Consider the following 20733-nt stretch of genomic DNA (forward strand, 5'->3'; position numbering starts at 1 on the left):
ATGGCAACAAAACCTATTCATCTGACTCGGGCTGTGGCGCTGCTGCTGGCAACGGCGGCAGCAGGTCCGATCGCGGCGGAGCGACTGCTGGCCCAAAGCCCTGCGCCGCCACCATCCCCTGCGCCAGTAGCTGCCCAGCTGCCGGCGGGTACGGTGCTGCGGATTGACGGTTCCAGCAGCATGCTGCTCACCAATAAAGACCAGCGCGATCGCTTTTTAAAGCGATTTCCCAGTGCCTCGGTGGAGCTTGGCAGCAGCCGCACCTACGAGGCTATCCAGGCCTTGATCAACGGAGATTTGGATATTGTGGCGGCGGGGAGGCCCCTGACCGCCGCCGAGCGCAGCCAGGGCCTGGTGGAGGTGCCCATCCAGCGCGAAAAAATTGCCATCGTCATCGGTTCCCAAAACCCCTTTGACGGCACCCTCAGCTTTGAGCAGTTTGCCCATATGTTTCGCGGCGAAATTACCAACTGGGACGAGGTCGGCGGCCCCGCCAAACCCATTCGCATCGTCGATCGTCCTGACTTTAGCGACACCCGCCTGGCCCTGAGTCGATACACCGTTTTTGCCGATGATTCCTTTCGGATCGGGGCCACCGCCGACCCGGTTGCTGAGGATGACACCGAGGCCGTCGTCGAGGCCCTGGGGGATGACGGGATTGGCTACGCCGTTGTCTCCCAGGTGCAGGGCCGCCGCGACGTACGTATTTTGGCTATGCACAAGACCCTGCCCAACGACCCCCGCTACCCCTACTCCCAGCCTCGCGCCTACGTCTACAACGCCCAAACCCCAACCCCGGCGGCGCTAGCTTTTATCGCCCTGCTCAAGCAGAAGCCAGATCCAGCGGCCTCCACGGCCAGCCCGACCGCCAGCCCATCGACCGCCAGCCCGTCGACTGCTAGCTCATCGACCGCTGCCGAAATTTCCCAGGCGACGCCCACGCCAGCGCCCGCCTCACCGGACGGGAATAGCGCTGGGCTAACCCCTGCGGCGGACGGGGCGGCAAAGTCGCCTCCGGCCAGACAGTTCCCCTGGTGGCTGCTGGGTATTCCCCTGCTGGGTGGGCTACTGTGGTGGCTGCTAAAAGAAGATCCCAAAACCCCGATCGCGGCACCCGTGCCTCCGCCTGCGGCGGCCGATCTCCCCAGCCGAATTATCCTCACCCCCCGCCACTGCCGCCTGGCCTACGCCTACTGGGAAGTAGCCGACCAGGCTCTGAGCGAAGCGCGCGCCTGGGGCGGGCGGGATCTGGTGCTGCGCCTGTTCGAGGTCGGCGATGGGCAGGACATGCCGGAACCCACCCAGAACGCCGATCCGGCCCGGCCTGGCGAGGCCGAACGCCATCTGCCCGATAGCCTTGAGCAATACGCGGTCAGCGAAGAGCAGTGCGATTTACACCTGCCCATTCCCCTGGACGATCGCGACTACCAGGTTGAGCTGGGCTACGTGACGGACGACAACCGCTGGCTGTCCCTGGCCAAGTCGGCCCCAGTGCGCGTGCCCCCTTGCCCTGGGCCGGGGGAGGCGGCGCAAAATAGCTCCGGAGCGGCGATCGAAACAGTCCCCGTGGCCCAATACGACGTTTCCGCCGTGGGTTTTCAGCCGCCGCCTGCCCGCAGTCGGCCCGCCTACGGGGTGGAGGAGGCCGACGGCGATCGCGAGGATCTGGGCAATCTGTCTGAAGTAGGCGATGAGACTGCCGATGGCCCCTGGCCGTCCCTGGCGCGATCGGCCCCAATTTCCATGCCGGCTGGGGCCGTCTCCGTCGCGCCCCAGCCGGCGGCAACCGCCCCCTCCGGCACCTGCGCCATTGAAACCCTAGCGGTACACAGCCGCCGCAACGCCGTCTCGCTGGGCGGCAGCCAAATGCAGTACCTGCAAGACCAGGTGGGAGCCAACTACAGCCTCGACCCTGGATTCTATATTCTGCGGGTAAAAAGTGGAGCCTTTAACTACGGCGACAATACCCATCCCGGCGAACCCTGGGTGCTGCTGTGGATTTACGGCGGCCAAGTCTCTAACCTCAAAACTGGCGTGTGGGTAAACGGTACCTGGTCAACCCTCAACGGCTATGCCGATACCCTTTCCCTCGAGGTCGACGAACCAGCCCAGCTCTGCGCCTTTTTTATTGATACCTTTCCCGAAAACAATGCCAACGCCGTTACGTTATCGGTGATCAGACTGTAAGCATTGGATCCTGATTAGATTTTGATCAGCTGGCAGTGGCAATCTGAATTCAAGGCTAGGCCCGGCCTTTGGGGATCATCAAAAACCACTGTCGTGTTGCAGGCGTGTTGCAGGTCACATTCCATCACAATCTTTCCTGATCCCCCTTGTCAAGCGGTACCCTCAGGCTCACACTATAAATGTGAAGAAGGTCAAAGCGGCCAGTTTGTGGGGCTTATCGAGGGAAACTTGTGAAATCAGTTCTGGCTATAATCTTAGGCGGCGGTGCTGGCACTCGTCTCTATCCACTGACCAAATTTCGGGCTAAGCCAGCGGTTTCCTTAGCGGGCAAATATCGCCTAATCGATATTCCCGTCAGTAACTGCATCAACTCAGAAATTAACAAAATCTATGTGCTAACCCAGTTCAACTCCGCTTCGTTGAACCGGCACATCGGTCGCGCCTACCAGTTTTCGCAGTTTACCGAAGGCTTTGTGGAAGTGCTGGCGGCCCAGCAGACCCCCGAAAGCCCCAGCTGGTTTCAGGGTACCGCCGACGCCGTGCGCAAGTACCTGTGGCTGTTTGATTCCTGGAACGTGGAAGACTTCATCATTCTGTCCGGGGATCACCTCTACCGGATGGACTACAGCCTGTTTGTAAAGCGCCACCGGGCAACCAACGCCGACATCACCCTGTCGGTGGTGCCCATTGGCTATAAGCAGGCCTCTGACTTCGGCCTGATGAAGGTGGACGGCACTGGTCGCGTTGTTGACTTTAGCGAAAAGCCCAAGGGCGAAGCCCTAGAGCAGATGAAGGTCGATACCACCTCCCTGGGCCTGAGTCCAGAGCAGGCTAAAGAGAAGCCTTTTATTGCTTCGATGGGCATCTATGTATTTAAAAAGCAGGTGCTGATCGACCTGCTGCGCAAGAACCTCGACCAAACTGACTTTGGCAAAGAGATCATTCCCGCCTCTTCTCGCGACTACAACGTCCAGGCCTATCTCTTCGACGGCTACTGGGAGGATATCGGTACCATTGAGGCCTTCTATGAGGCCAACCTGGCCCTAACCCAGCAGCCTTACCCGGACTTCAGCTTCTACCACGAAGACGCGCCGATTTATACCCGTGCTCGCTATCTGCCGCCCAACAAGCTGCAAGACTGCCAGGTCACCCAGTCGAGCATTACCGAGGGCTGCATTCTCAAAAACTGCCGCATTCATCACTCGGTGGTGGGACTGCGGCAGCGCATCAACGCCAACTGCGTCATTGAAGACTCGCTGCTGATGGGGGCCGACTACTACGAACCGCTTTCGGAGAGCAGTCAGCATCTAACTCGGGGCAAGATTCCCATGGGCATTGGCGAAGGCTCAATCATTCGCCGCGCCATCATCGACAAAAATGCCCGCATTGGCCGCAATGTGCAGATTGTCAATAAAGACAATGTGCAGGAGGCCGAGCGTGAAGATCTGGGCTTCTACATTCGCAGCGGCATTGTAGTGGTGTTGAAAAACGCGGTGATTCCCGACGGCATGATCATCTAGCGTCCAATTTTGGGTGACGGTAGGTTTCGGTGGGGGCAGGCGGTTCGGCGAACATGGGCGGCGACGCTGCACCTTTGCTGCTGCTGGTGGGTATCCCTGGCAGTGGTAAATCCACCTGGGCCAGGGAGTTTGTCGCAGCCCACCCCCGCTACCGCACTGTGTCTACGGATGCCATTCGCGCCGAGCTTTACGGGAACGAAGCCGTTCAGGGTGACTGGCGGCAGATCTGGCGTCGGGTGATGACCCAGTGGCGGCAGGGGGTTGAGGCCATAGGGCGGGGGAATCTGGAGGGTGTTATCTACGACGCCACCAACGCGCGGCGACGACAGCGGCGAGCGGCGATCGCCGCCGCCCGCCAGATCGGCTTTACCCCTATCACCGTAGTTTGGTTCGATCTGCCTCTGAGTTTGGCGCTAGAGCGCAACGGCAGGCGATCGCGCCAGGTGCCCATGGCCATCGTTGCCGCTATGCACCGCCAGCTCCAGGGGGCACCGCCATCGACGGGGGAGGGGGTAGAGCAAGTTCTGGTTTTGCCGACAGATTCGTATCCTAAATCACTATCTCGATCCTCCGACCCGCTACGCTAATGCCGGGGGATCGCGGTGGTGTCTGGGTTTTATCGCTCCGGGGTTCACCCTGCATCTAGCCTCTATCGGATTTGCCCATGAACGCCCGTGCCGTCGCCGCCGTCAGCCTTTGTTTGCTGCTGTTTACCGGGTGCCGCCCGGCCCCAGCTCCGCCCCAGACCGAAGCCGGAACTGAGACCCCCGCCGCCGCGGCCAGCGACACCCTGCGGCTGCTCTACTGGCAAGCCCCCACCATTCTCAACCCCCACTTTTCGAGCGGCTTCAAAGATTCTGAAGCCAGCCGCATTACCCTCGAACCCCTGGCCAGCTTTGATGCCGAGGGCAATATGGTGCTGTTTTTGGCGGCAGAAGAACCCACCCTTGACAACGGCGGCGTGGCCGCCGACGGCACCGCCGTGACCTGGAAGCTGAAGCCAGGGCTGAAATGGTCGGACGGTGAGCCTTTCACCGCCGAGGATGTGGCCTTTACCTACGAATTTCTCGTCAACCCCGAGGTAGCCACGGTCAACGCTGGCACCTACACCACCGTTAAGGGCGTAGAAGCCATCGACGATACCACTGTCCGCATCACCTTTAAGCAGCCAAACCCAGCCTGGTACCTGGTCTTTACGGGCACCGAGGGCATGGTGCTGCCCAAGCACATGTTTGCGGCCTACAACGGTGCCAACGGCCGCGAAGCTCCGGCCAACACCATGCCCGTGGGCACTGGCCCCTACCGGGTCACGAGCTTTACCCCCGGCGATGTGATTATTTTCGAGGCCAATCCCAACTACCGCGACGCCGATCGGCTTGCCTTTAGCCGCATAGAGCTAAAGGGCGGTGGCGACGCCACCTCGGCGGCGCGGGCGGTGCTGCAAACCGGCGATGTGGACTATGCCAACAACCTCCAGGTCGAGGCGGCTGTTCTAAAGCAGCTGCAAGCGGCTGGGCAGGGGCAGGTGGTCACCAATTTTGGCTCCCTGGTCGAGCGAATTATCTTCAACTTTAGCGATCCCAACCAGGCCACGGCCAGTGGCGAAACCTCTAGCGTCGAGTTTCCCCATCCGTTCTTTAGCGATCCCCAGGTGCGCCAGGCGATCGGTCTGGCGATCGATCGCGACACCATTGCCGCTCAGCTCTACGGCCCCACCGGCCAGCCCACAGCCAATTTTCTGGTCGCCCCCTCCCCCTTTGCCTCCAAAAATACCAGCTATGACTATGATCCCGAAGCTGCCGCCGCGCTGCTCGATCGGGCGGGCTGGGTTGACAGCAACGGCAATGGCACTCGTGATAAGGACGGTCAGGAGATGGAAGTCGTCTTTCAAACCTCGGTGAATCCGGTGCGCCAAAAGACCCAGGAAATTGTCAAGCAGTCCCTGGAGCAGCTCGGTATCGGCGTGCAGCTAAAAAGTATTGACGCCAGCGTCTACTTTTCAGGGGATCCGTCCAGCCGCGAAACCCTGGAGCGCTTCTCCGCTGACCTGCAAATGTTTGCCACCGGCAATACCAACCCCGACCCCGGCTCGTACATGCAGACCTACACCTGCGACGAAATCGCCCAAAAGGCCAACAACTGGTCTAAAAGCAACTATGCTCGCTACTGCAATCCGGCATACGACGCCCTTTGGCAGCAGGCAGCAAAAGAGCTAGACCCCAAGGCCCGCGAAGCCCTGTTTATTAAAATGAACGATCTATTGATCAAAGACACCGCCGTACTGCCCATCGTCCACCGTGCGGATGTCTCCGGCGTCAGCAACCGCCTCACCGGTATCAGCCTTACTCCCTGGGACCTTACCACCTGGAACATCGCTGACTGGCGCAGACCGTGAGGGGTAATGGAGTGATGGGGTGATGGGGTGATGGGGTAGGTAGAATGCAAAATTAAAACAGCAAACCTTTGAACTCTCCACTCCCTCACTTTCCTACTCCCCCACTCCCCCACCTTCCCGACCTTCCCCATCTCCCCTCCCCGTAACTCCCTCACCTTCCCCATCTCCCTCACTCCCCTACCCCATCTCTCCCCCACTCCCTATGCCCGAAATCCGCTTCCAAATCCAATGGCCCGACGGTAGCCAAGACACCTGCTACTCCCCGTCCCTGGTGGTAAAAGACTACTTTGAACCCGCCACCGCCTATTCCCTGGCCGATTTTGTGGAGCGATCGCGCACTGCCCTGACCATTGCCAGCGATCGCGTGCAGGCGAAGTACGGCATGCCCTGCGGCCTGGCCCTGGGGCAGCTGCGCCAGATCGAAGCCACTGCCAGCCGCTATGACCAATTGCCCGGCCCCACGGTGACGGTACTCCAGTTTTTGGAATAGCTCGCGGATAAAAGAAATTTTTGGGGCTGTTTGACAAAAACACCCCCAAGCCGCAATATAGAGATCGCCCAATTCATGGGCCTGTAGTTCAATTGGTTAGAGCACCGCCCTGTCACGGCGGAAGTTGCGGGTTCGAATCCCGTCAGGCCCGTTTTAGTTAAAAGCATCCGCAACTTCCGCCGTTTCGGCGATCGTTGCGGGTATGGGCATAGCCCAGGCTGCGCCTACGAATCCCGTCAGGCCCGTTCAAATTCATAGAAAGTATGGGGGTGTGAAAGTAGCATTCACACCCCCATACTTTTTAGGTTGAGGCTAGGCGGTCATTTCAGAGCCGGGGAGTTAGACTAATTAAAAGCCTGTCCGGTATCTGGGGATACTGGCCCTGGGTATAATCTCGCCGAGTTAAACCGTCTATGTCCCTACGTTTTTCTGGTAAGCAAGCGTCCCTGGGTTCGCGGGCTGGCGCTACCGCCACTGGCCTAGTAACGATCGGCTGGGTGCTGCTGCAAAGCCTGATGCCGCTGCCCCCTGCTCTGGCTGATGCCAAACCCGACGGATTGACCTACGGCCAGTTTTTGCAAAAAATTGATCAGGGCCAGGTGCAAAAGGTAGACCTAGACGAAGCACGGGGGATTGCCTACGTCACCCTGGATGGTGCAGCTAAAGACGCTGAACCTCAGCAGGTTGCGTTGTTTTCTGGAGAGCGCAACACAGATCTGATTCAACGCCTGCGGGAAAACGATGTCGATGTTGAAATCCGCGATTCCTCTGGCAGTGGCGCCCTGGCCTGGTTGGCTACCAACTCGCTGCTGGCGCTCATTTTAATTTTTGGGCTGCTGCTGCTGCTGCGGCGATCGGCGGCGGGGGCTGGCAACGCCATGAGCTTTGGCAAGTCTAAGGCCCGCTTTCAAATGGAAGCCAAAACTGGCGTGGTGTTCGACGATGTCGCCGGTATCGAAGAAGCCAAGGAAGAACTGCAAGAGGTAGTCACCTTCCTGAAAAGCCCGGAGAAGTTCACCGCCATTGGGGCACGTATTCCCAAAGGGGTGCTGCTGATTGGCCAGCCGGGGACAGGTAAAACGCTGCTGGCTAAGGCGATCGCAGGCGAAGCCGGGGTGCCATTCTTCAGCATTTCTGGCTCTGAGTTTGTCGAAATGTTTGTGGGGGTGGGGGCGTCGCGGGTGCGCGATCTGTTCCGCAAGGCCAAGGAAAACGCCCCCTGCATTGTCTTTATCGATGAAATCGACGCGGTGGGTCGCCAGCGGGGCGCGGGCATTGGCGGCGGCAACGACGAGCGCGAGCAAACCCTCAACCAGCTGCTCACCGAGATGGATGGGTTTGAGGGCAACAGCGGCATTATCGTGATCGCGGCCACCAACCGGGTGGATGTGCTGGACCTGGCCCTGTTGCGTCCGGGCCGATTTGACCGCCAGGTGGTGGTCGATCTGCCCACCTATAAGGGGCGGCTGTCAATTTTAGAAGTGCACGCCCGCAACAAAAAAATTGAGCCCGATGTATCTCTGGCCGCTGTGGCGCGCCGCACCCCTGGCTTTTCCGGGGCGGAGCTGGCTAACCTGCTGAACGAGGCCGCCATTCTCACCGCCCGCCGCCGCAAAGAGGCCATGGGCATGGTCGAGATTGAAGACGCGATCGATCGCATCACCATTGGCCTCAGCCTTACCCCTCTGCTTGACAGCAGCCGCAAGCGCATGACCGCCTACCACGAGGTCGGCCATGCCCTGCTCACCACCCTGCTGACCCACTCCGACGAGCTGAACAAGGTGACAATCATTCCGCGATCGGGCGGCATCGAAGGGTTCACCCAGTCGTTGCCCAACGAAGACATCATCGACAGCGGCCTTTACACCCGAAACTGGCTGATCGATCGCATTACCGTAGCTCTGGGGGGCTTCGCCGCCGAGGCCGAGGTGTTTGGCGACGACGAAACCACCACCGGGGCCAGCGGCGACATTCAGCAGGTGAGCAACCTGGCCCGCCAGATGGTTACCCTCTACGGCATGTCTGAGCTTGGCCCAGTGGCCCTAGAGAGCATGGATAACCAGGTGTTTTTAGGCCGCAACCTGATGCCCCGCAACGAGGTGTCCGAAGAAATGGCCAGCAAAATCGACGCCCAGGTGCGCGGCATTGCCCTATCGTGCCTCGATCGCGCCCGCGCCCTGCTGCGGGAAAACCGCGTTTTGATGGATCACCTGGTGGATGTGCTGCTGGAGCGCGAAACCGTCGATGGCGACGAGTTTCGCCAAATTGTCAGCCAGTACACCCAGATTCCTGAGAAGTTTTTGGTCAAGGCCGGGGCAACGTCCTAAGCTCAGATAGCGAATATATTCGAGGATCTTGCTGCTTTTTAAGGGTTTAGGCCCTGTGCCCCTACCTGAGGGTATCTTTTTTCCCAAAAATCTCCCTAAAATCTCTACCCTGCCTCTATCCCTGTGGGGTGATTCGGCTAGGGTAGCTAAATCGGTACAACTAGAGAGTTATGGCGAGGGGGCGCTGCGTTCAGCCAATAGCGCCCCTAAGCCGACTTTCTCGTCCGACTTAGGAGACTGACCATGAATTCTATTTTTGCCTGGGTACGTAATCTAGCGATCGCGCTTTCCTGCCTGTTGGTGTTGATGACTGCTACCCCTGCCTTGGCCATGGGCAGCACCCCTAGCCGCCCCGACCAGGGCACCGTTCAGCTCGACGGTGTATATAACGAGTCTGAGAAAGCCGTGCGACCCGAAAATGCGCTCGATGGCGATAAGGTCGCTGACCGCGCCAACAAGGGCCTAAACGAAGTGCAGAAAGATGCTGACACCAGCCAGATGAACCACCCCGGCAACTCCAGCCAGGCCACCTCGCCCATGGAGCAAATCAAAGACGCCCTGAGCAGTGTAGCCAAGTAAGCCTTAGCATTTCGCTCAGCATCTCGACAGACATTTCAACAGACCTTCCTGCCGCCGTTGGCCAGGGAGTAGCGCGGTAAACTAGGAGGGTTTTCTCCTGGAGCCGGCTACCCCGGCCAGCGGTATTTTCTATGGCGCTTGCGATCGCAGACCTGATTTCCAAACTCGAAGCCTGGGCCGATCCCGTCTGGCAAGAAAGCTGGGACAACTGCGGCTGGCAGGTGCAGCCCGGCATTCTCGACCAACCTGCCCATGTGCTGGTCTGTCTCACCCCGACCCGGTTGGTGATGGCCGAAGCGCTGCGGCTGCGGGAGCAGGGCACCATGGTAAACCTGATTTTGGCCCACCACCCGCTGATTTTTAGCCCCCTTAAGGCCATTACCCAGGGCGACCCCGTGGGCGATATGGTGCGCCAGGCGATTACCCACGGCATTGGCATTTACACCGCCCACACCAACTTTGACCAGGTGCAGGATGGCACCGCCGACCTGCTGGCCCAGGTGCTGCGATTGCAAAACCCAGAGCCGGTCGTGCCCACCCAGCCCGGCATTGGCTACGGGCGCGTGGGCGGTCTCCACCCAGCCCTAAGTCTGCAAAGCCTGCTGGATTTAATTCAGGCCAAGCTTGCGCCGCCGCAACTGATCTATTCTCCTGCCGCCAACCTGAATCAGACCATTAGCCGGGTGGCGGTGTTGGGCGGCAGTGGCGCTAGCTTTATGGGGGCGGTGGCCAAAACCGGAGCGCAGGCCTACCTAACCTCCGACTGCAAGTTTCACCAGTTTCAGGAAGGGCGCGATCGCAATCTGGTCCTCATCGACGCGGGCCACTACGCCACCGAGCGCCCCGCCTGCGCCCGCCTGGTGGAGATTGTGGCTGGGTGGGGGGCCGAATGGGCACAGCTCAGCACCCAGGACGAAGATTTTCGCCAGTTTTGGGGCTGAGACTATAGTTAGAGAAACTGCTCCAGCCCTAACATGCAAAAAATCCTCGTTCTTGCGGCGAACCCCAAAGATAGCAGCCGCCTGCGCCTCGACGAAGAGCTGCGCGATATCGAAGAAGGGCTGCGGCGATCGCGGCACCGCGACCAATTTACCCTCGCCCAGCGGCTAGCGGTTCGCCCCCGCGATGTGCAGAGGGCCATGCTCGAAGAAACGCCGCAGATCGTTCACTTTTCCGGCCACGGCGACGGGGCCGAAGGTCTGGTGTTTGAAGATGAAACCGGGCAAGCCAAGCTGGTCTCTGGAACGGCCCTAGCCGGATTGTTTGAGCTATTTGCTGACTCCAACAACATCCCCGACCCGGTACACTGCGTGGTGCTAAACGGGTGCTATTCGGCGGTGCAGGCGGAAGCCATTGCCGAGCATGTGCCCTACGTGGTGGGCATGACCAGAGCGATCGGTGACAGAGCCGCGATCGAGTTTGCCGTTGGTTTTTACGATGCGATCGGGGCCGGACGCACCGTCGAGTTTGCTTTTAAGCTCGGCTGCGCTGCCATCTCAATGGCAGGCAATTCCGAAAATGCCACCCCTATTCTCATCAACAAAAAGCCCGCCCCTCCCCCATCTCCCCCACCTTCCCCATCTCCTCAAATCCCCCAGGGCCGCACCGAACTCTACCAATTCCTGCTCAACCTCCCAGATGCCCAGTTCAACCAGGTGTTGTTTGCCCTCAACCCGCCACCGGGCAACATTTCCCCTGCTCAAGCGCCCCGTGGACAGCGCGTACCCGAGCTGTTTACCTGGCTGGAGAGCATCGGCCCAGGGCTTGAGGCGCTCAGAACATCCCTGGAGAATCTTTTAGACCCTCGCTAGCCCCTCCAGTAGAGCAGCCCAGACTGGAGGGGCACAACCGGGATTCACCACAGCGCAACATTGGCGTAGAGCAGTCGGTGGAGCACTCTAACCTGGTGACTGGCGACGGCAACCGTATCGACCAGTCGCGCACGATTAATAATTACTATGGGCTACCAGAGACTAAACCCGCCCCCACCCGCAACGACCGCAACGAGAAAACGCTAATTGATGCGGTGTGGACCGAGGTAGACGATCGCCTGCGGCAGTCGCTGCACAATGCGATTTTGATTCGCCTGGATATGGCCGAGCAGCGCAGCCAGGTGAGCCGCCCGTGGGATAGTGAGCTGCGAACCGCCGATCAAAGCGCTAAAACCCTGCCCCCCAACACCCCCATTGCTGAGGTGTTTGATCGCCGTGATGTAGGCGGCAAGCTGCTTATTTTGGGCAACCCCGGTGCAGGTAAAACCACCACCATGCTCGACCTGGCGGCAACCCTGGTACAGCGGGCGAATGACGACCCAAGTGAACCGATGCCCGTAATGGTGAACCTGTCGTCGTGGCAAAGCGCTAGGCAGAGCTTTACCGACTGGTTTTTGAATGAGCTAAAGCTGAAGTACGGCGTATCGGCCAAACTGGGGCAAACCTGGCTTCAGGAGAAAAAACTGCTGCCCCTGCTGGATGGCCTAGACGAACTGCCGCCCTCCCGCCAGGAACCTGTGGTGCAGGCCATCAACACTTGGCTGCAAACCACCGAAGAGGGAGCACCGCGCCTGCTGGTGTGTAGCCGCATGGAAGAATACGAACTCTACGCTAGCAAGCTCGACCTGAATGGAGCCATTTGCCTAAATCCGTTGACCGATGAACAGCTACAGGATTACTTGGCCTCCTTGCAAATGGAAGGCTTGTGGGAAAAGCTAAAACACGACGACGACTTGCTAGGGCTGGTGCGGACCCCGCTGCTGCTGAGCGTGTCGATTTTGGCGAATGATGCAATCGATCTGGAGCAGTGGGAACAGCTAGACACCACTCAAGAACGGCTCAATTATTTGCTTGATGCCTATATTATACGGCGGCTGCACGTGCTGATAAACAGCAAAAATAAGCAGCCCATCACACGACAAGTCAGACATTGGCTAGTTTGGTTAGCACGCCAACTAGAAATCAATTCTCAAGATGAATTTTCGATCGAGGAAATGCAGCCCCACCTACTCTCAAACAGACTTCAGAGAATAAAGTATGTCTCCATGATAAGTTTCATCTATGGAATTAGCGTTACTGCTTTAGGATGCGTAGTTGCCGACCCAAGTTCTTCCATCTTATTGGGAATATTATCGGGCACAGTAGCATGGATACTTGGATATACTAAGAAGCAAGATGTAATTCAATTTCTTGGAGGTATTACTTTATCAGGTTCTCGGATTGCAAGAATACTAGGGCATCTGCCAAGCTATTTATTATCAGCATTTGGCCGAGCCATAGTTACTGGTATATTGTCTACTATATATTTAGAATCATTGTTTATATTTGTGGTTTTGATTAAATCAGAGGGGAATATTTTCCACGCATTAAACTCGACTTATTTCGCAGTCGACAGCCCCCTACTATTACCAACAATTTACTCTAACCTCATTATCTCGACTATAGTTTCTCTATGTATGCTTGTTTTAGTTGAGATAGTATCCAATCTTGGAAAAGAGATAGACGTTCCCAAGTATCCGAATGAAGGCTTTTTTCGCTCCTTGTTAAATATTATTCCAGTTTTATTTTTGACCTTTGTATACTTTTTCGTCCTCGTATTCTTATTTTCAGTAAACCTCTTTAGTGAATTAAATCTACCATTTTTTCAGTCCTTTTGTAAGATTTTTTTGGCTGTTCTCCCAAGCATAATTCTATTTGGAATATTTATGGGTGGCGGCATCGCTTGCATGAAGCATTTCTCTCTTCGTCTCGTTCTTTACCGCACCAATGCCATTCCCTGGAACTATGCTCGCTTTCTCAACCACTGCACCGATCGCCTCCTATTGCAGCGCGTCGGCGGTCGCTATCGGTTCATTCACCGCCTGGTGCAGGAGCGCTTTGCCGCCATGCCGTTGACCAAGTGAAAGCACTACTACACATAGGCGCGAAAAAACGCTGTTAGCTCCCGCCAGGCCGCCTGAGCGGCAGCGGGATCGTAGGAAGCCCGCTCGTGGCAGAAAAAGCCGTGGTTGGCGTTGGGGTAAACCCTCAAGGTGTAGGCCTTTTTGTAGGCCTGAAACCGGGTTTCGATCTGCCGAATGCGATCGCGCCCAATATATGGGTCCTGGCCGCCAAAAAACAGCAGCATCGGCACCGTAATATCTTTTATTGCCTCAATCCACTCGTCCAGCACCATGCCGTAAAAGGGGGCCACCGCCGCGATGTGCGGCGAAAAGCGGCAGGCGGACAGAAACGTCAGCCCGCCCCCGAGGCAAAACCCCGTCACGCCGATGCGATCGGCATCCACTGCTGGGATGGCCCGGAGGTAGGCGATCGCAGCCCACAGATCCTGCTCTATCGGCGGGCCAAAATCGAGGCGATACATTCTGGCCATCGCCGCGTCCACCTGGTCGTAGCCAAAGGTCGTGGGGGGCTGTTCGCGGTAGTAGAGGTCTGGGGCCAGCACCACGTAGCCCTCGCTGGCAATGCGAACCGCCACCTCTCGAATGTGGCTGGTCAGGCCAAACGCCTCCATCAGCAGCAAAACAGCAGGCAGGCAAGTGGCCGCCGTGGGTCGGCACAAAAAGGCGGGCATCGGCCCATCTGGGGCCGCAAGGGTCACATCAGCTGATTCGATTGGCATGGTTGTTTCTAGCAAAACGTCTGGGCAAATCTGTGGTCAGCTTAGAAATTGGGCTGGCTCAGACGCTAGAAAAAAACCGCACACTTTTAGGACATTCCTGCGATCAGCGTTGGCGAAACTGGCTGGGCGTAGCGCCGACAAAGCGTTTGAAGCACCGAGCTAGATGGCTTTGATCGCAAAAGCCGACCCGAGCGGCAATGTCCGCCAGGCCCAGCGGGCTGTGGCGCAGCAGCGACTGGGCGCGCTCCACCCGCTGCTTGAGAATGTACTGATGGGGCGTGATGCCCTCGCTTTGCTTAAACAGGCGGGCAAAGTAAGCCGGGCTAACCTGGGCGATCGCCGCCAGCTCCACCAGGGTCATGGGCTGGGGCAGGTGGGCTTCGATGTAGTCTTTCACCTGCGCCAGTTTTGCGGCAGACAGCCCGCCGCCATAGCTAGAGAGTTTGGGCTGGGTGGCGCAGTGGTGGCGCAGCAGGTGAATCACCAGGGCCGTGGTCAGGCTATCCACCAGCAGGTGTCCCCCCAGTCCCCCAGCGGTGACTTCGGCGGCGAGGGCAGCAACGGTGGCCTGAATCAGCGCGTCGGACCCGGTCATAAAGCGAGGCAGCAGCTCAATGCGATCGGGGTTTACCCAGTCCTGCCCCACCTGCCTGAGCAATTCGGGTTCCAGCGCCAGCACCATAAACCCAGCAGCGGTATCCCAGCTACAGCGGTGGGCTACCGCCGCCGGGATAATGGCAAAATCGCCTGCCCGCCGCCTTTCCGGGCTTCGTTTGCCGTCCAGCCAGCGATCGCCGGGGGCGCAAAGACCGGCTGTATCGGGGAGACCTAGGGCGATCGCATGGAGCCGGTGCTGGTGCTCCGCCGTCGAAAATCGGGGCTGCTGATACAGTTCCAGGTGAACATTGCTCCAGCCCGTGCTAGAGAACACCGCAGACCTGGGCAGCAGCTGCTGGGCCGCATTTTGCTGCCGATGGTCGAGCACGGTAATCGACTCTGGCGCAGGCATCCCTGACTCGGCAAGGTCGCGTTTCATGGCGGCAACTGAAGCCCTATTACAATAGATTTATCGTAAATTCATCCCGGTCAATTCGTCCTGGGGGCCAGTAGACGGCGGTATGCGTTTCTGGGCTATGGGCGATCGCTATAGGGCAATGGGGCTGGGGAGCCAGGGGAGTTAGAAGGTGGCTTGATTTCCGTTTGGCGGTGCTAGTCGTAGAGACGACAGCGGCTGAAGTCCACCTGCGGCCCGGTAGAGAGCTGCACCAGGCTGCGCCCAGCCGCTAGAGCCGCTTGGCTGGTCGGGTAGGTTTCACCATCGGTAAGGCTGGATAGTTCGGGGGTAATCACCCAACAGTGGTAGCCTGCGGCCCGATGGGTAACCGCCACCACCCAATCCGGGAAGGCGATGAGCACAGTTAAGCTTGGTTTGGTCATGGGCCTGACCCCCTCTAGGTTGGAGGTTGAATCTCATCTATCCAGCTCATCTATCCAGGCGGACTTATCCATACAGACCGGATAACGACCTATCTGGATAACTACCTATTGCTATTGAGTGCAATTGTACTATACTAGTTCCCTAGAGACAACTGTCCCAGGGTTCAGGGGTCTTGTTCCTACCGTACCGAGGCGATTATGGCGGCGAAAAAAGGCAAAGAGCAGACCGAGAAAGACAAGGCGCTGACCATGGTGCTGGGCCAGATTGAGCGGAACTTTGGCAAAGGCTCCATCATGCGTCTGGGCGATGCCGCCCGTATGAAAGTAGAAACAATTTCGACCGGAGCGCTAACCCTCGATCTGGCCCTGGGCGGCGGGTTGCCTAAGGGGCGAGTCATTGAAATCTACGGTCCTGAGAGTTCTGGTAAAACAACCGTGGCCCTGCATGTGCTGGCCGAAGTGCAGAAGTCGGGCGGAGTAGCTGCCTTTGTCGATGCAGAGCACGCCCTCGACCCGATCTATGCCGCTGCCCTGGGGGTCAACGTGGAGGAGCTGCTGGTCTCCCAGCCCGACACCGGAGAAATGGGCCTGGAAGTGGTGGATCAGCTGGTGCGCTCCTCGGCCATTGATGTCGTGGTGGTGGATTCCGTAGCGGCCCTGGTGCCCCGGGCTGAGATTGAAGGCGAAATGGGGGACGCCCACGTGGGACTTCAGGCGCGGTTGATGAGCCAGGCGCTGCGCAAAATCACCGGCAGCATTGGCAAGTCGCAGTGTACGGTCATCTTCCTCAACCAGCTGCGCCAGAAGATCGGCATCTCCTACGGCAACCCCGAGGTCACCACTGGGGGCAATGCGCTCAAGTTTTACGCTTCGGTCCGCCTCGATATTCGCCGCATTCAAACCCTCAAAAAGGGAACCGAAGAGTACGGCATCCGCGCCAAGGTCAAAGTGGCCAAGAACAAGGTGGCCCCCCCCTTTCGGATTGGGGAGTTTGACATTCTCTTTGGCCAGGGCATCTCTACCATGGGCTGCCTGGTCGATCTGGCCGAGCAGCATGGGGTGATTGTGCGCAAGGGAGCCTGGTACAGCTACGAGGGCGACAACATCGGCCAGGGCCGCGAGAATACGATTCAGCGGCTGCAGGAAGATGCCGCCTTTGCCCAAAAAGTTGAGGCCCAGGTGCGGGAGAAACTGGAGATTGGCGGTACAGCACCGGAGGGCGCCGAGGTAGATATTGAGGTTGAGGATGAAGCCTACCTAGACGAAGACGAGTAAAGGCCGCGAGCCGCAGTCCTCAATTCACCCCAAAACCCCACAATAGCCGTGGCTATAGCTAAAATTTTGATGCTATAGTGCGGACTTTGTGCGTTTGGGAAGGCGGGCTAGGGGATGGAATTTGAGGCGATCGCGCAATCCTTAGCAGAGGCAGGCCGCTTCTTGGCCAGCCAGGGCTGGGCACCGGCCACCAGCGGCAACTACTCGGCCCGGCTGGCCGATGGCTCGGTGGCGATTACCGTATCGGGGCGCGACAAAGGGCAGCTCACCCCCGCCGACATTATGGTGGTTGACCTCCAGGGGCAGCCCCTCAGTTCCGGTAAGCGATCTTCGGCAGAGACGCTGCTGCACACCAGCCTGTACCAGGCTTACCCAGAGGTGGGGGCGGTGCTGCACACCCATTCAGTGAACTGCGTCAGCCTGTCGCGCTGGCTGCTGGCCCGAGGCCAAAACAGCCTGGTGTTAACAAACTATGAACTGCTTAAGGCACTGCCGGGAATTACCACCCATGATGGAGAAGTTGCCATTCCCCTGGTGGCCAACAGCCAGGATATGGTGTCTCTAAGCGAGGTGGTGCTGGCCCGACTCAGGGTGGTGCCGTTGCCTGTGGGCTACCTGATTGCGGGCCACGGACTGTATAGCTGGGGGGCCACGCTGCCCCAGGCCCGGATGGCCACCGAGGCGCTGGAGGTGCTGGTGAGCTGCGCTCTGCAGGAGATTTTGCTCAGCCAAAGGTAGGCCCAGGCACCTGCTCTTTACTTGGATGATTTGACCTCAAGGACACCGACGCTATGACGCTACTTCGCATTTTTAGCGACCAGGATGGCGCGACGCTGCTGGATGAATACCGCGATCCGGAGGCGATCGCGGCCACCTTAGCCAAGGCTGGCGTGCGCTTTGAGCAGTGGCAAACCCAGGCTCCCCTGCCTCCGGACGCTGACTCTGAAGCCATTCTCACCGCCTACGCCAAAGACATCGATCGCCTCAAGCGCGAGGGGGGCTACGCCACCGCCGACGTGATTCGGATGCACCCTCAGCACCCCCAAAAGACTGAACTGCGGCAAAAGTTTCTCGACGAGCACATCCACAGAGAAGACGAAGTGCGCTTCTTTGTCGAAGGGCAGGCGGTGTTTTATCTGCACCTAGGCGATCGCGTCTACGCAACCCTCTGTACCGCAGGCGACCTGATTGACGTGCCCGCCAACACCCCCCACTGGTTCGACATGGGTGACGCGCCCCAGTTTGCCGCCATTCGCCTGTTCTGCAACCCGGAGGGCTGGGTGGCCCACTTTACCGATAGCCCCATTGCCAAAGGGTTTCCTGATTACCATGCCTTTGTTTAATCAGCGTCCCCTGGGGGCGATCGTGCTCGATATCGAAGGCACCACCACCGACATTGCCTTCGTCAAAAACACCCTCTTCCCCTACGCAGAAGAGCGGCTAGAGGCCTTTATGGCCGATCTGGTGCCCACCGCCGAAGGGCAGGCCATTTTGGCCCAGGTGCGAGCCGAGGTGGGTATCCCCGACCTGGCCATAGATGCCTGCATTGCCCAACTGCTGGCCTGGGCCAGGGCTGACCAAAAAGTGACCCCCCTCAAGGCGGTGCAGGGCGTGATTTGGGAAGAGGGCTACCGCAGCAAAGCCTACTACAGCCACATCTACGACGATGCCGCCGCCCATATCCAAGAATGGCATCGGCGGGGACTGCCGCTCTATATCTATTCGTCGGGATCGATCGCGGCGCAAAAGCTGCTGTTTGCCCACACCATAGTGGGCGATCTCACCCCCTGCTTTAGCGGCTACTTCGACACGACCACCGGGGCCAAGGTAGATGGGGCGTCCTACACCGCCATTGCCCATAGGCTAGACATGGCCCCAGGGGAACTGCTGTTTTTGTCCGACCATGGGGGTGAACTGGCGGCGGCGCGCCAGGCGGGCTGGCAGGTGTGCGCGGTGCAGCGCCCCGGCACCCCAAATTTTGCCCCAGACCTACCCGTCGTGACTCATTTTGGAGAACTGCCCATTGACTTTAGCCATTGACTCTAGCTGTTGTTAAATTCTTTCTTCATCAGCACAGCTTCGGGGCGGTAGCCCAGGCTGCTGTAGAGCGCCTGGGCGGCCCGGTTGTGGCTAAACACTTGCAGGCTAATCTGCCGGTGCCCCTGCTGCGTGGCCCACTGGTGCGCCACCCCTAGCAGCCCAGTGGCAATGCCGCGCCGCCGATGGTTGGGGGCTACGTACAGCAGCAGCACGTAGGGGTGCAAAACGCCGCTGCGCTGGTCGGTGGCCTGCCCCAGCCAGAGACCAGCAGCAGGGGCGGGGCTGTCGGCTGGCATCACCCACCAAAGAGGGGTGTCGCGCCCTAGGTAGCGATCGACGGTGGCGGCCAGGTGGCCGATGGGCTGCTGGGGGTCAAGCTCGGCGTAGGTGCGCTCCATAAACTTGACCACGGTGGCGCGATCGAGGGTGGATCCCGATCGCAGAGCGTAGCCCGGTACCGCAAAACGTTGCTCAGGAAAAAATTGCTCAGGTTCCATCCGCCTCCAGCGATGCAATGACGCCTGCACCTGGCTGATCCTATCGTCGCCGCTGACTTGCTACCAGGTGGTTTGGCGGGGGTAGCGCTGAAATAGCTCGTCGCGAGTGGCGATCGCCGCCGCCTCAATCCGGCTTTGGGCAATCAACAGGCGATCGAACGGGTCCCTGTGATGCAGAGGCAGTTGTTCGAGGGCCAGGATATGAGAAAACTCGATTGGCAATAGGATAATGCCATTCTCATTTTGCTGCTGAAGAACAATATCGGCCAGATTATCCCTGAGTGTTAATTTACCGAGTTGGCTCTTGATTTGAATTTCCCACAGGCTGGCAAGACTCAGCAGGACTTGACTGTCAGGGTTTCTAAGAAGGGTGAGCACCTTTTCTGAAATCTTGGCTGGACTGCTGTCCCACCACATAAAAGTGTGGGTATCGAGTAAAAGTTTCATTCTTCACCCAGCCAAAAGCTGTCTGGCAGCGGTTCGTCAAAATCGTCGCTCATGACAAATGCTCCCGGATGCAGGCCAGGAATTCGCTCTTTGGCAGCGGCAGGCGACTGGTGGCGAAGAAAGGCGGCGAAATCTAGGACAGTCTGCTGCTGGGCTGGGGTGAGGGCGCGCACCTGTTCTAGCAGCGATCGCTCAATGCTGGTGGCTACTTCTCCGCCGACAGTCTTCTCGCTCATGGTCTGCCTCCCTGGGTAAAGATCCTGTGCCTGAGGTTAACTGCGTTCAGCCTTCCAGAATGGTCTCAACGGCTAAGGTCAGCTCTGAAAACATTGACGACTGCACTAAACTCTGGCCCCGGTATTCTGTAGCCTCGTACCATCCTTCTAGCAGAATGCAGACAGTCACTTTGCCTATAAGCGGGTCTACGATCCAATACTCTGGAATATCGAGCACGCTGTATTCTGCGCGTTTTGCCCGATAGTCGGTGCTTTTGGTAGATTCGCTGACTACTTCCACTACCAGTAGCGGAGGTGGCTCGTTTAGCCGAATGACGGCCTCGCGGTCTTGCAGAGCCTCCCATTGATCTAAAGCCAGCACTGATACATCAGGGATTCTTACAGTGTCCCAGCGATCGCTGCGAGGGCTTTGCAAGCCTACCGTGCCAGCGAGAGCAAGCCAGGGATTCTGGGCGCGATCGGCCTCACGATCAAAGATCCGCTCCAGGCGCTTAATAATGGCTCTATGCTTACCCGTACCCAGACCCATCGGCAGCAACGCTCCATTGACCAGCTCGTAGCGGCGATCGCTGCCGTCGTCAAAGGCTAAGTACTCATCTAGAGTGGAATGGCACTGACATAAGAGAGCAGAAAAGGCTTCAAGCGCTTGATCTGTAAAGATCGAAGCGTCGAAACCCAAAACCATGTCT

The 20733-nt window shown here is 58.4% G+C and carries 21 protein-coding genes and 1 tRNA gene; 15 read left to right on the forward strand and 7 right to left on the reverse strand.

The genetic code is table 11. The features are described from left to right. The 11 genes from LEPTO7104_RS0103050 to LEPTO7104_RS0103100 all read left to right on the forward strand — a co-directional run bounded on the left by LEPTO7104_RS0103050 (window position 1) and on the right by LEPTO7104_RS0103100 (window position 13393). Entirely contained in the window at window positions 1–2187 is a 2187-nt protein-coding gene (locus LEPTO7104_RS0103050; protein ID WP_017297074.1) for a substrate-binding domain-containing protein, read from the forward strand. 230 nt (window positions 2188–2417) lie between these two features. Then, the gene (locus LEPTO7104_RS0103055) at window positions 2418–3707 is read left to right on the forward strand and encodes a glucose-1-phosphate adenylyltransferase (RefSeq protein ID WP_017297075.1); all 1290 of its coding nucleotides are present in this window, start codon (window positions 2418–2420) and stop codon (window positions 3705–3707) included. Between the two features lie 53 nt (window positions 3708–3760). Continuing rightward, entirely contained in the window at window positions 3761–4294 is a 534-nt protein-coding gene (locus tag LEPTO7104_RS0103060) for an AAA family ATPase (protein ID WP_017297076.1), read from the forward strand. Between the two features lie 77 nt (window positions 4295–4371). After that, the gene (locus LEPTO7104_RS0103065) at window positions 4372–6102 is read left to right on the forward strand and encodes a peptide ABC transporter substrate-binding protein (protein WP_017297077.1); all 1731 of its coding nucleotides are present in this window, start codon (window positions 4372–4374) and stop codon (window positions 6100–6102) included. Between the two features lie 202 nt (window positions 6103–6304). Further along, window positions 6305–6592, forward strand: coding sequence for an MSMEG_0570 family nitrogen starvation response protein (locus LEPTO7104_RS0103070; RefSeq protein ID WP_017297078.1), 288 nt, complete (start codon window positions 6305–6307; stop codon window positions 6590–6592). 77 nt (window positions 6593–6669) lie between these two features. After that, window positions 6670–6743 (forward strand) — tRNA-Asp (locus LEPTO7104_RS0103075). Between the two features lie 262 nt (window positions 6744–7005). Continuing rightward, entirely contained in the window at window positions 7006–8919 is a 1914-nt protein-coding gene (gene ftsH / locus LEPTO7104_RS0103080; RefSeq protein ID WP_017297079.1) for an ATP-dependent zinc metalloprotease FtsH, read from the forward strand. 243 nt (window positions 8920–9162) lie between these two features. Then, window positions 9163–9498, forward strand: a complete 336-nt coding sequence (locus tag LEPTO7104_RS0103085; RefSeq protein WP_017297080.1) for a hypothetical protein — start codon at window positions 9163–9165, stop codon at window positions 9496–9498. A 131-nt stretch (window positions 9499–9629) separates the two neighbouring features. Continuing rightward, on the forward strand, window positions 9630–10439 hold the full coding sequence (locus LEPTO7104_RS0103090; protein WP_017297081.1) for a Nif3-like dinuclear metal center hexameric protein: 810 nt from the start codon (window positions 9630–9632) through the stop codon (window positions 10437–10439). A gap of 33 nt (window positions 10440–10472) precedes the next feature. Continuing rightward, the gene (locus LEPTO7104_RS32515) at window positions 10473–11309 is read left to right on the forward strand and encodes a CHAT domain-containing protein (RefSeq protein ID WP_017297082.1); all 837 of its coding nucleotides are present in this window, start codon (window positions 10473–10475) and stop codon (window positions 11307–11309) included. 77 nt (window positions 11310–11386) lie between these two features. Then, window positions 11387–13393: an NACHT domain-containing protein gene (locus LEPTO7104_RS0103100; RefSeq protein ID WP_017297083.1), complete on the forward strand. Its 2007-nt coding sequence runs from the start codon at window positions 11387–11389 to the stop codon at window positions 13391–13393. A gap of 8 nt (window positions 13394–13401) precedes the next feature. Here the strand turns inward: LEPTO7104_RS0103100 and LEPTO7104_RS0103105 are convergent, their stop codons facing one another. The 3 genes from LEPTO7104_RS0103105 to LEPTO7104_RS0103115 form a co-directional block, all read right to left on the reverse strand. Further along, on the reverse strand, window positions 13402–14112 hold the full coding sequence (locus LEPTO7104_RS0103105) for a dienelactone hydrolase family protein (RefSeq protein WP_017297084.1): 711 nt from the start codon (window positions 14110–14112) through the stop codon (window positions 13402–13404). A gap of 103 nt (window positions 14113–14215) precedes the next feature. Next, entirely contained in the window at window positions 14216–15148 is a 933-nt protein-coding gene (locus LEPTO7104_RS0103110) for an AraC family transcriptional regulator (RefSeq protein WP_017297085.1), read from the reverse strand. Between the two features lie 173 nt (window positions 15149–15321). After that, entirely contained in the window at window positions 15322–15549 is a 228-nt protein-coding gene (locus tag LEPTO7104_RS0103115) for a hypothetical protein (protein WP_017297086.1), read from the reverse strand. 198 nt (window positions 15550–15747) lie between these two features. Between LEPTO7104_RS0103115 and recA the strand changes: the two genes are divergently transcribed. From recA to mtnC, 4 genes are all read left to right on the forward strand, one after another. Further along, window positions 15748–16824, forward strand: coding sequence for a recombinase RecA (gene recA / locus LEPTO7104_RS0103120; protein ID WP_017297087.1), 1077 nt, complete (start codon window positions 15748–15750; stop codon window positions 16822–16824). A 114-nt stretch (window positions 16825–16938) separates the two neighbouring features. Continuing rightward, window positions 16939–17562 (forward strand): methylthioribulose 1-phosphate dehydratase, encoded by a 624-nt coding sequence (locus tag LEPTO7104_RS0103125; protein WP_017297088.1) that lies wholly within the window; start codon window positions 16939–16941, stop codon window positions 17560–17562. A 53-nt stretch (window positions 17563–17615) separates the two neighbouring features. Continuing rightward, window positions 17616–18167 carry a 1,2-dihydroxy-3-keto-5-methylthiopentene dioxygenase gene (locus LEPTO7104_RS0103130; RefSeq protein WP_017297089.1) on the forward strand — a complete coding sequence of 184 codons (552 nt, stop codon included), beginning with the start codon at window positions 17616–17618 and terminating at the stop codon, window positions 18165–18167. Continuing rightward, window positions 18154–18864: an acireductone synthase gene (mtnC, locus tag LEPTO7104_RS0103135; protein ID WP_017297090.1), complete on the forward strand. Its 711-nt coding sequence runs from the start codon at window positions 18154–18156 to the stop codon at window positions 18862–18864. The genes LEPTO7104_RS0103130 and mtnC overlap by 14 nt, the downstream gene beginning before the upstream one ends. Before the next feature lie 2 nt (window positions 18865–18866). Here mtnC and LEPTO7104_RS0103140 read toward each other — a convergent pair whose 3' ends face one another. Genes LEPTO7104_RS0103140 through LEPTO7104_RS0103155 form a run of 4 tightly spaced genes read right to left on the reverse strand, consistent with a single transcriptional unit; the run spans window position 18867 to window position 20729 of the window. Then, entirely contained in the window at window positions 18867–19361 is a 495-nt protein-coding gene (locus tag LEPTO7104_RS0103140) for a GNAT family N-acetyltransferase (protein ID WP_017297091.1), read from the reverse strand. 60 nt (window positions 19362–19421) lie between these two features. Continuing rightward, window positions 19422–19808 (reverse strand): type II toxin-antitoxin system VapC family toxin, encoded by a 387-nt coding sequence (locus tag LEPTO7104_RS0103145; protein WP_017297092.1) that lies wholly within the window; start codon window positions 19806–19808, stop codon window positions 19422–19424. Beyond that, complete coding sequence (locus LEPTO7104_RS0103150) at window positions 19805–20044, reverse strand: DUF2281 domain-containing protein (protein ID WP_017297093.1); 240 nt, start codon at window positions 20042–20044, stop codon at window positions 19805–19807. The genes LEPTO7104_RS0103145 and LEPTO7104_RS0103150 overlap by 4 nt, the downstream gene beginning before the upstream one ends. A 46-nt stretch (window positions 20045–20090) precedes the next feature. Then, window positions 20091–20729 (reverse strand): Uma2 family endonuclease, encoded by a 639-nt coding sequence (locus tag LEPTO7104_RS0103155; protein ID WP_017297094.1) that lies wholly within the window; start codon window positions 20727–20729, stop codon window positions 20091–20093. Window positions 20730–20733: the final 4 nt, after the last annotated feature.

The organism is Nodosilinea nodulosa PCC 7104, from assembly GCF_000309385.1.
Taxonomy (GTDB): Bacteria; Cyanobacteriota; Cyanobacteriia; order Phormidesmidales; family Phormidesmidaceae; genus Nodosilinea; species Nodosilinea nodulosa.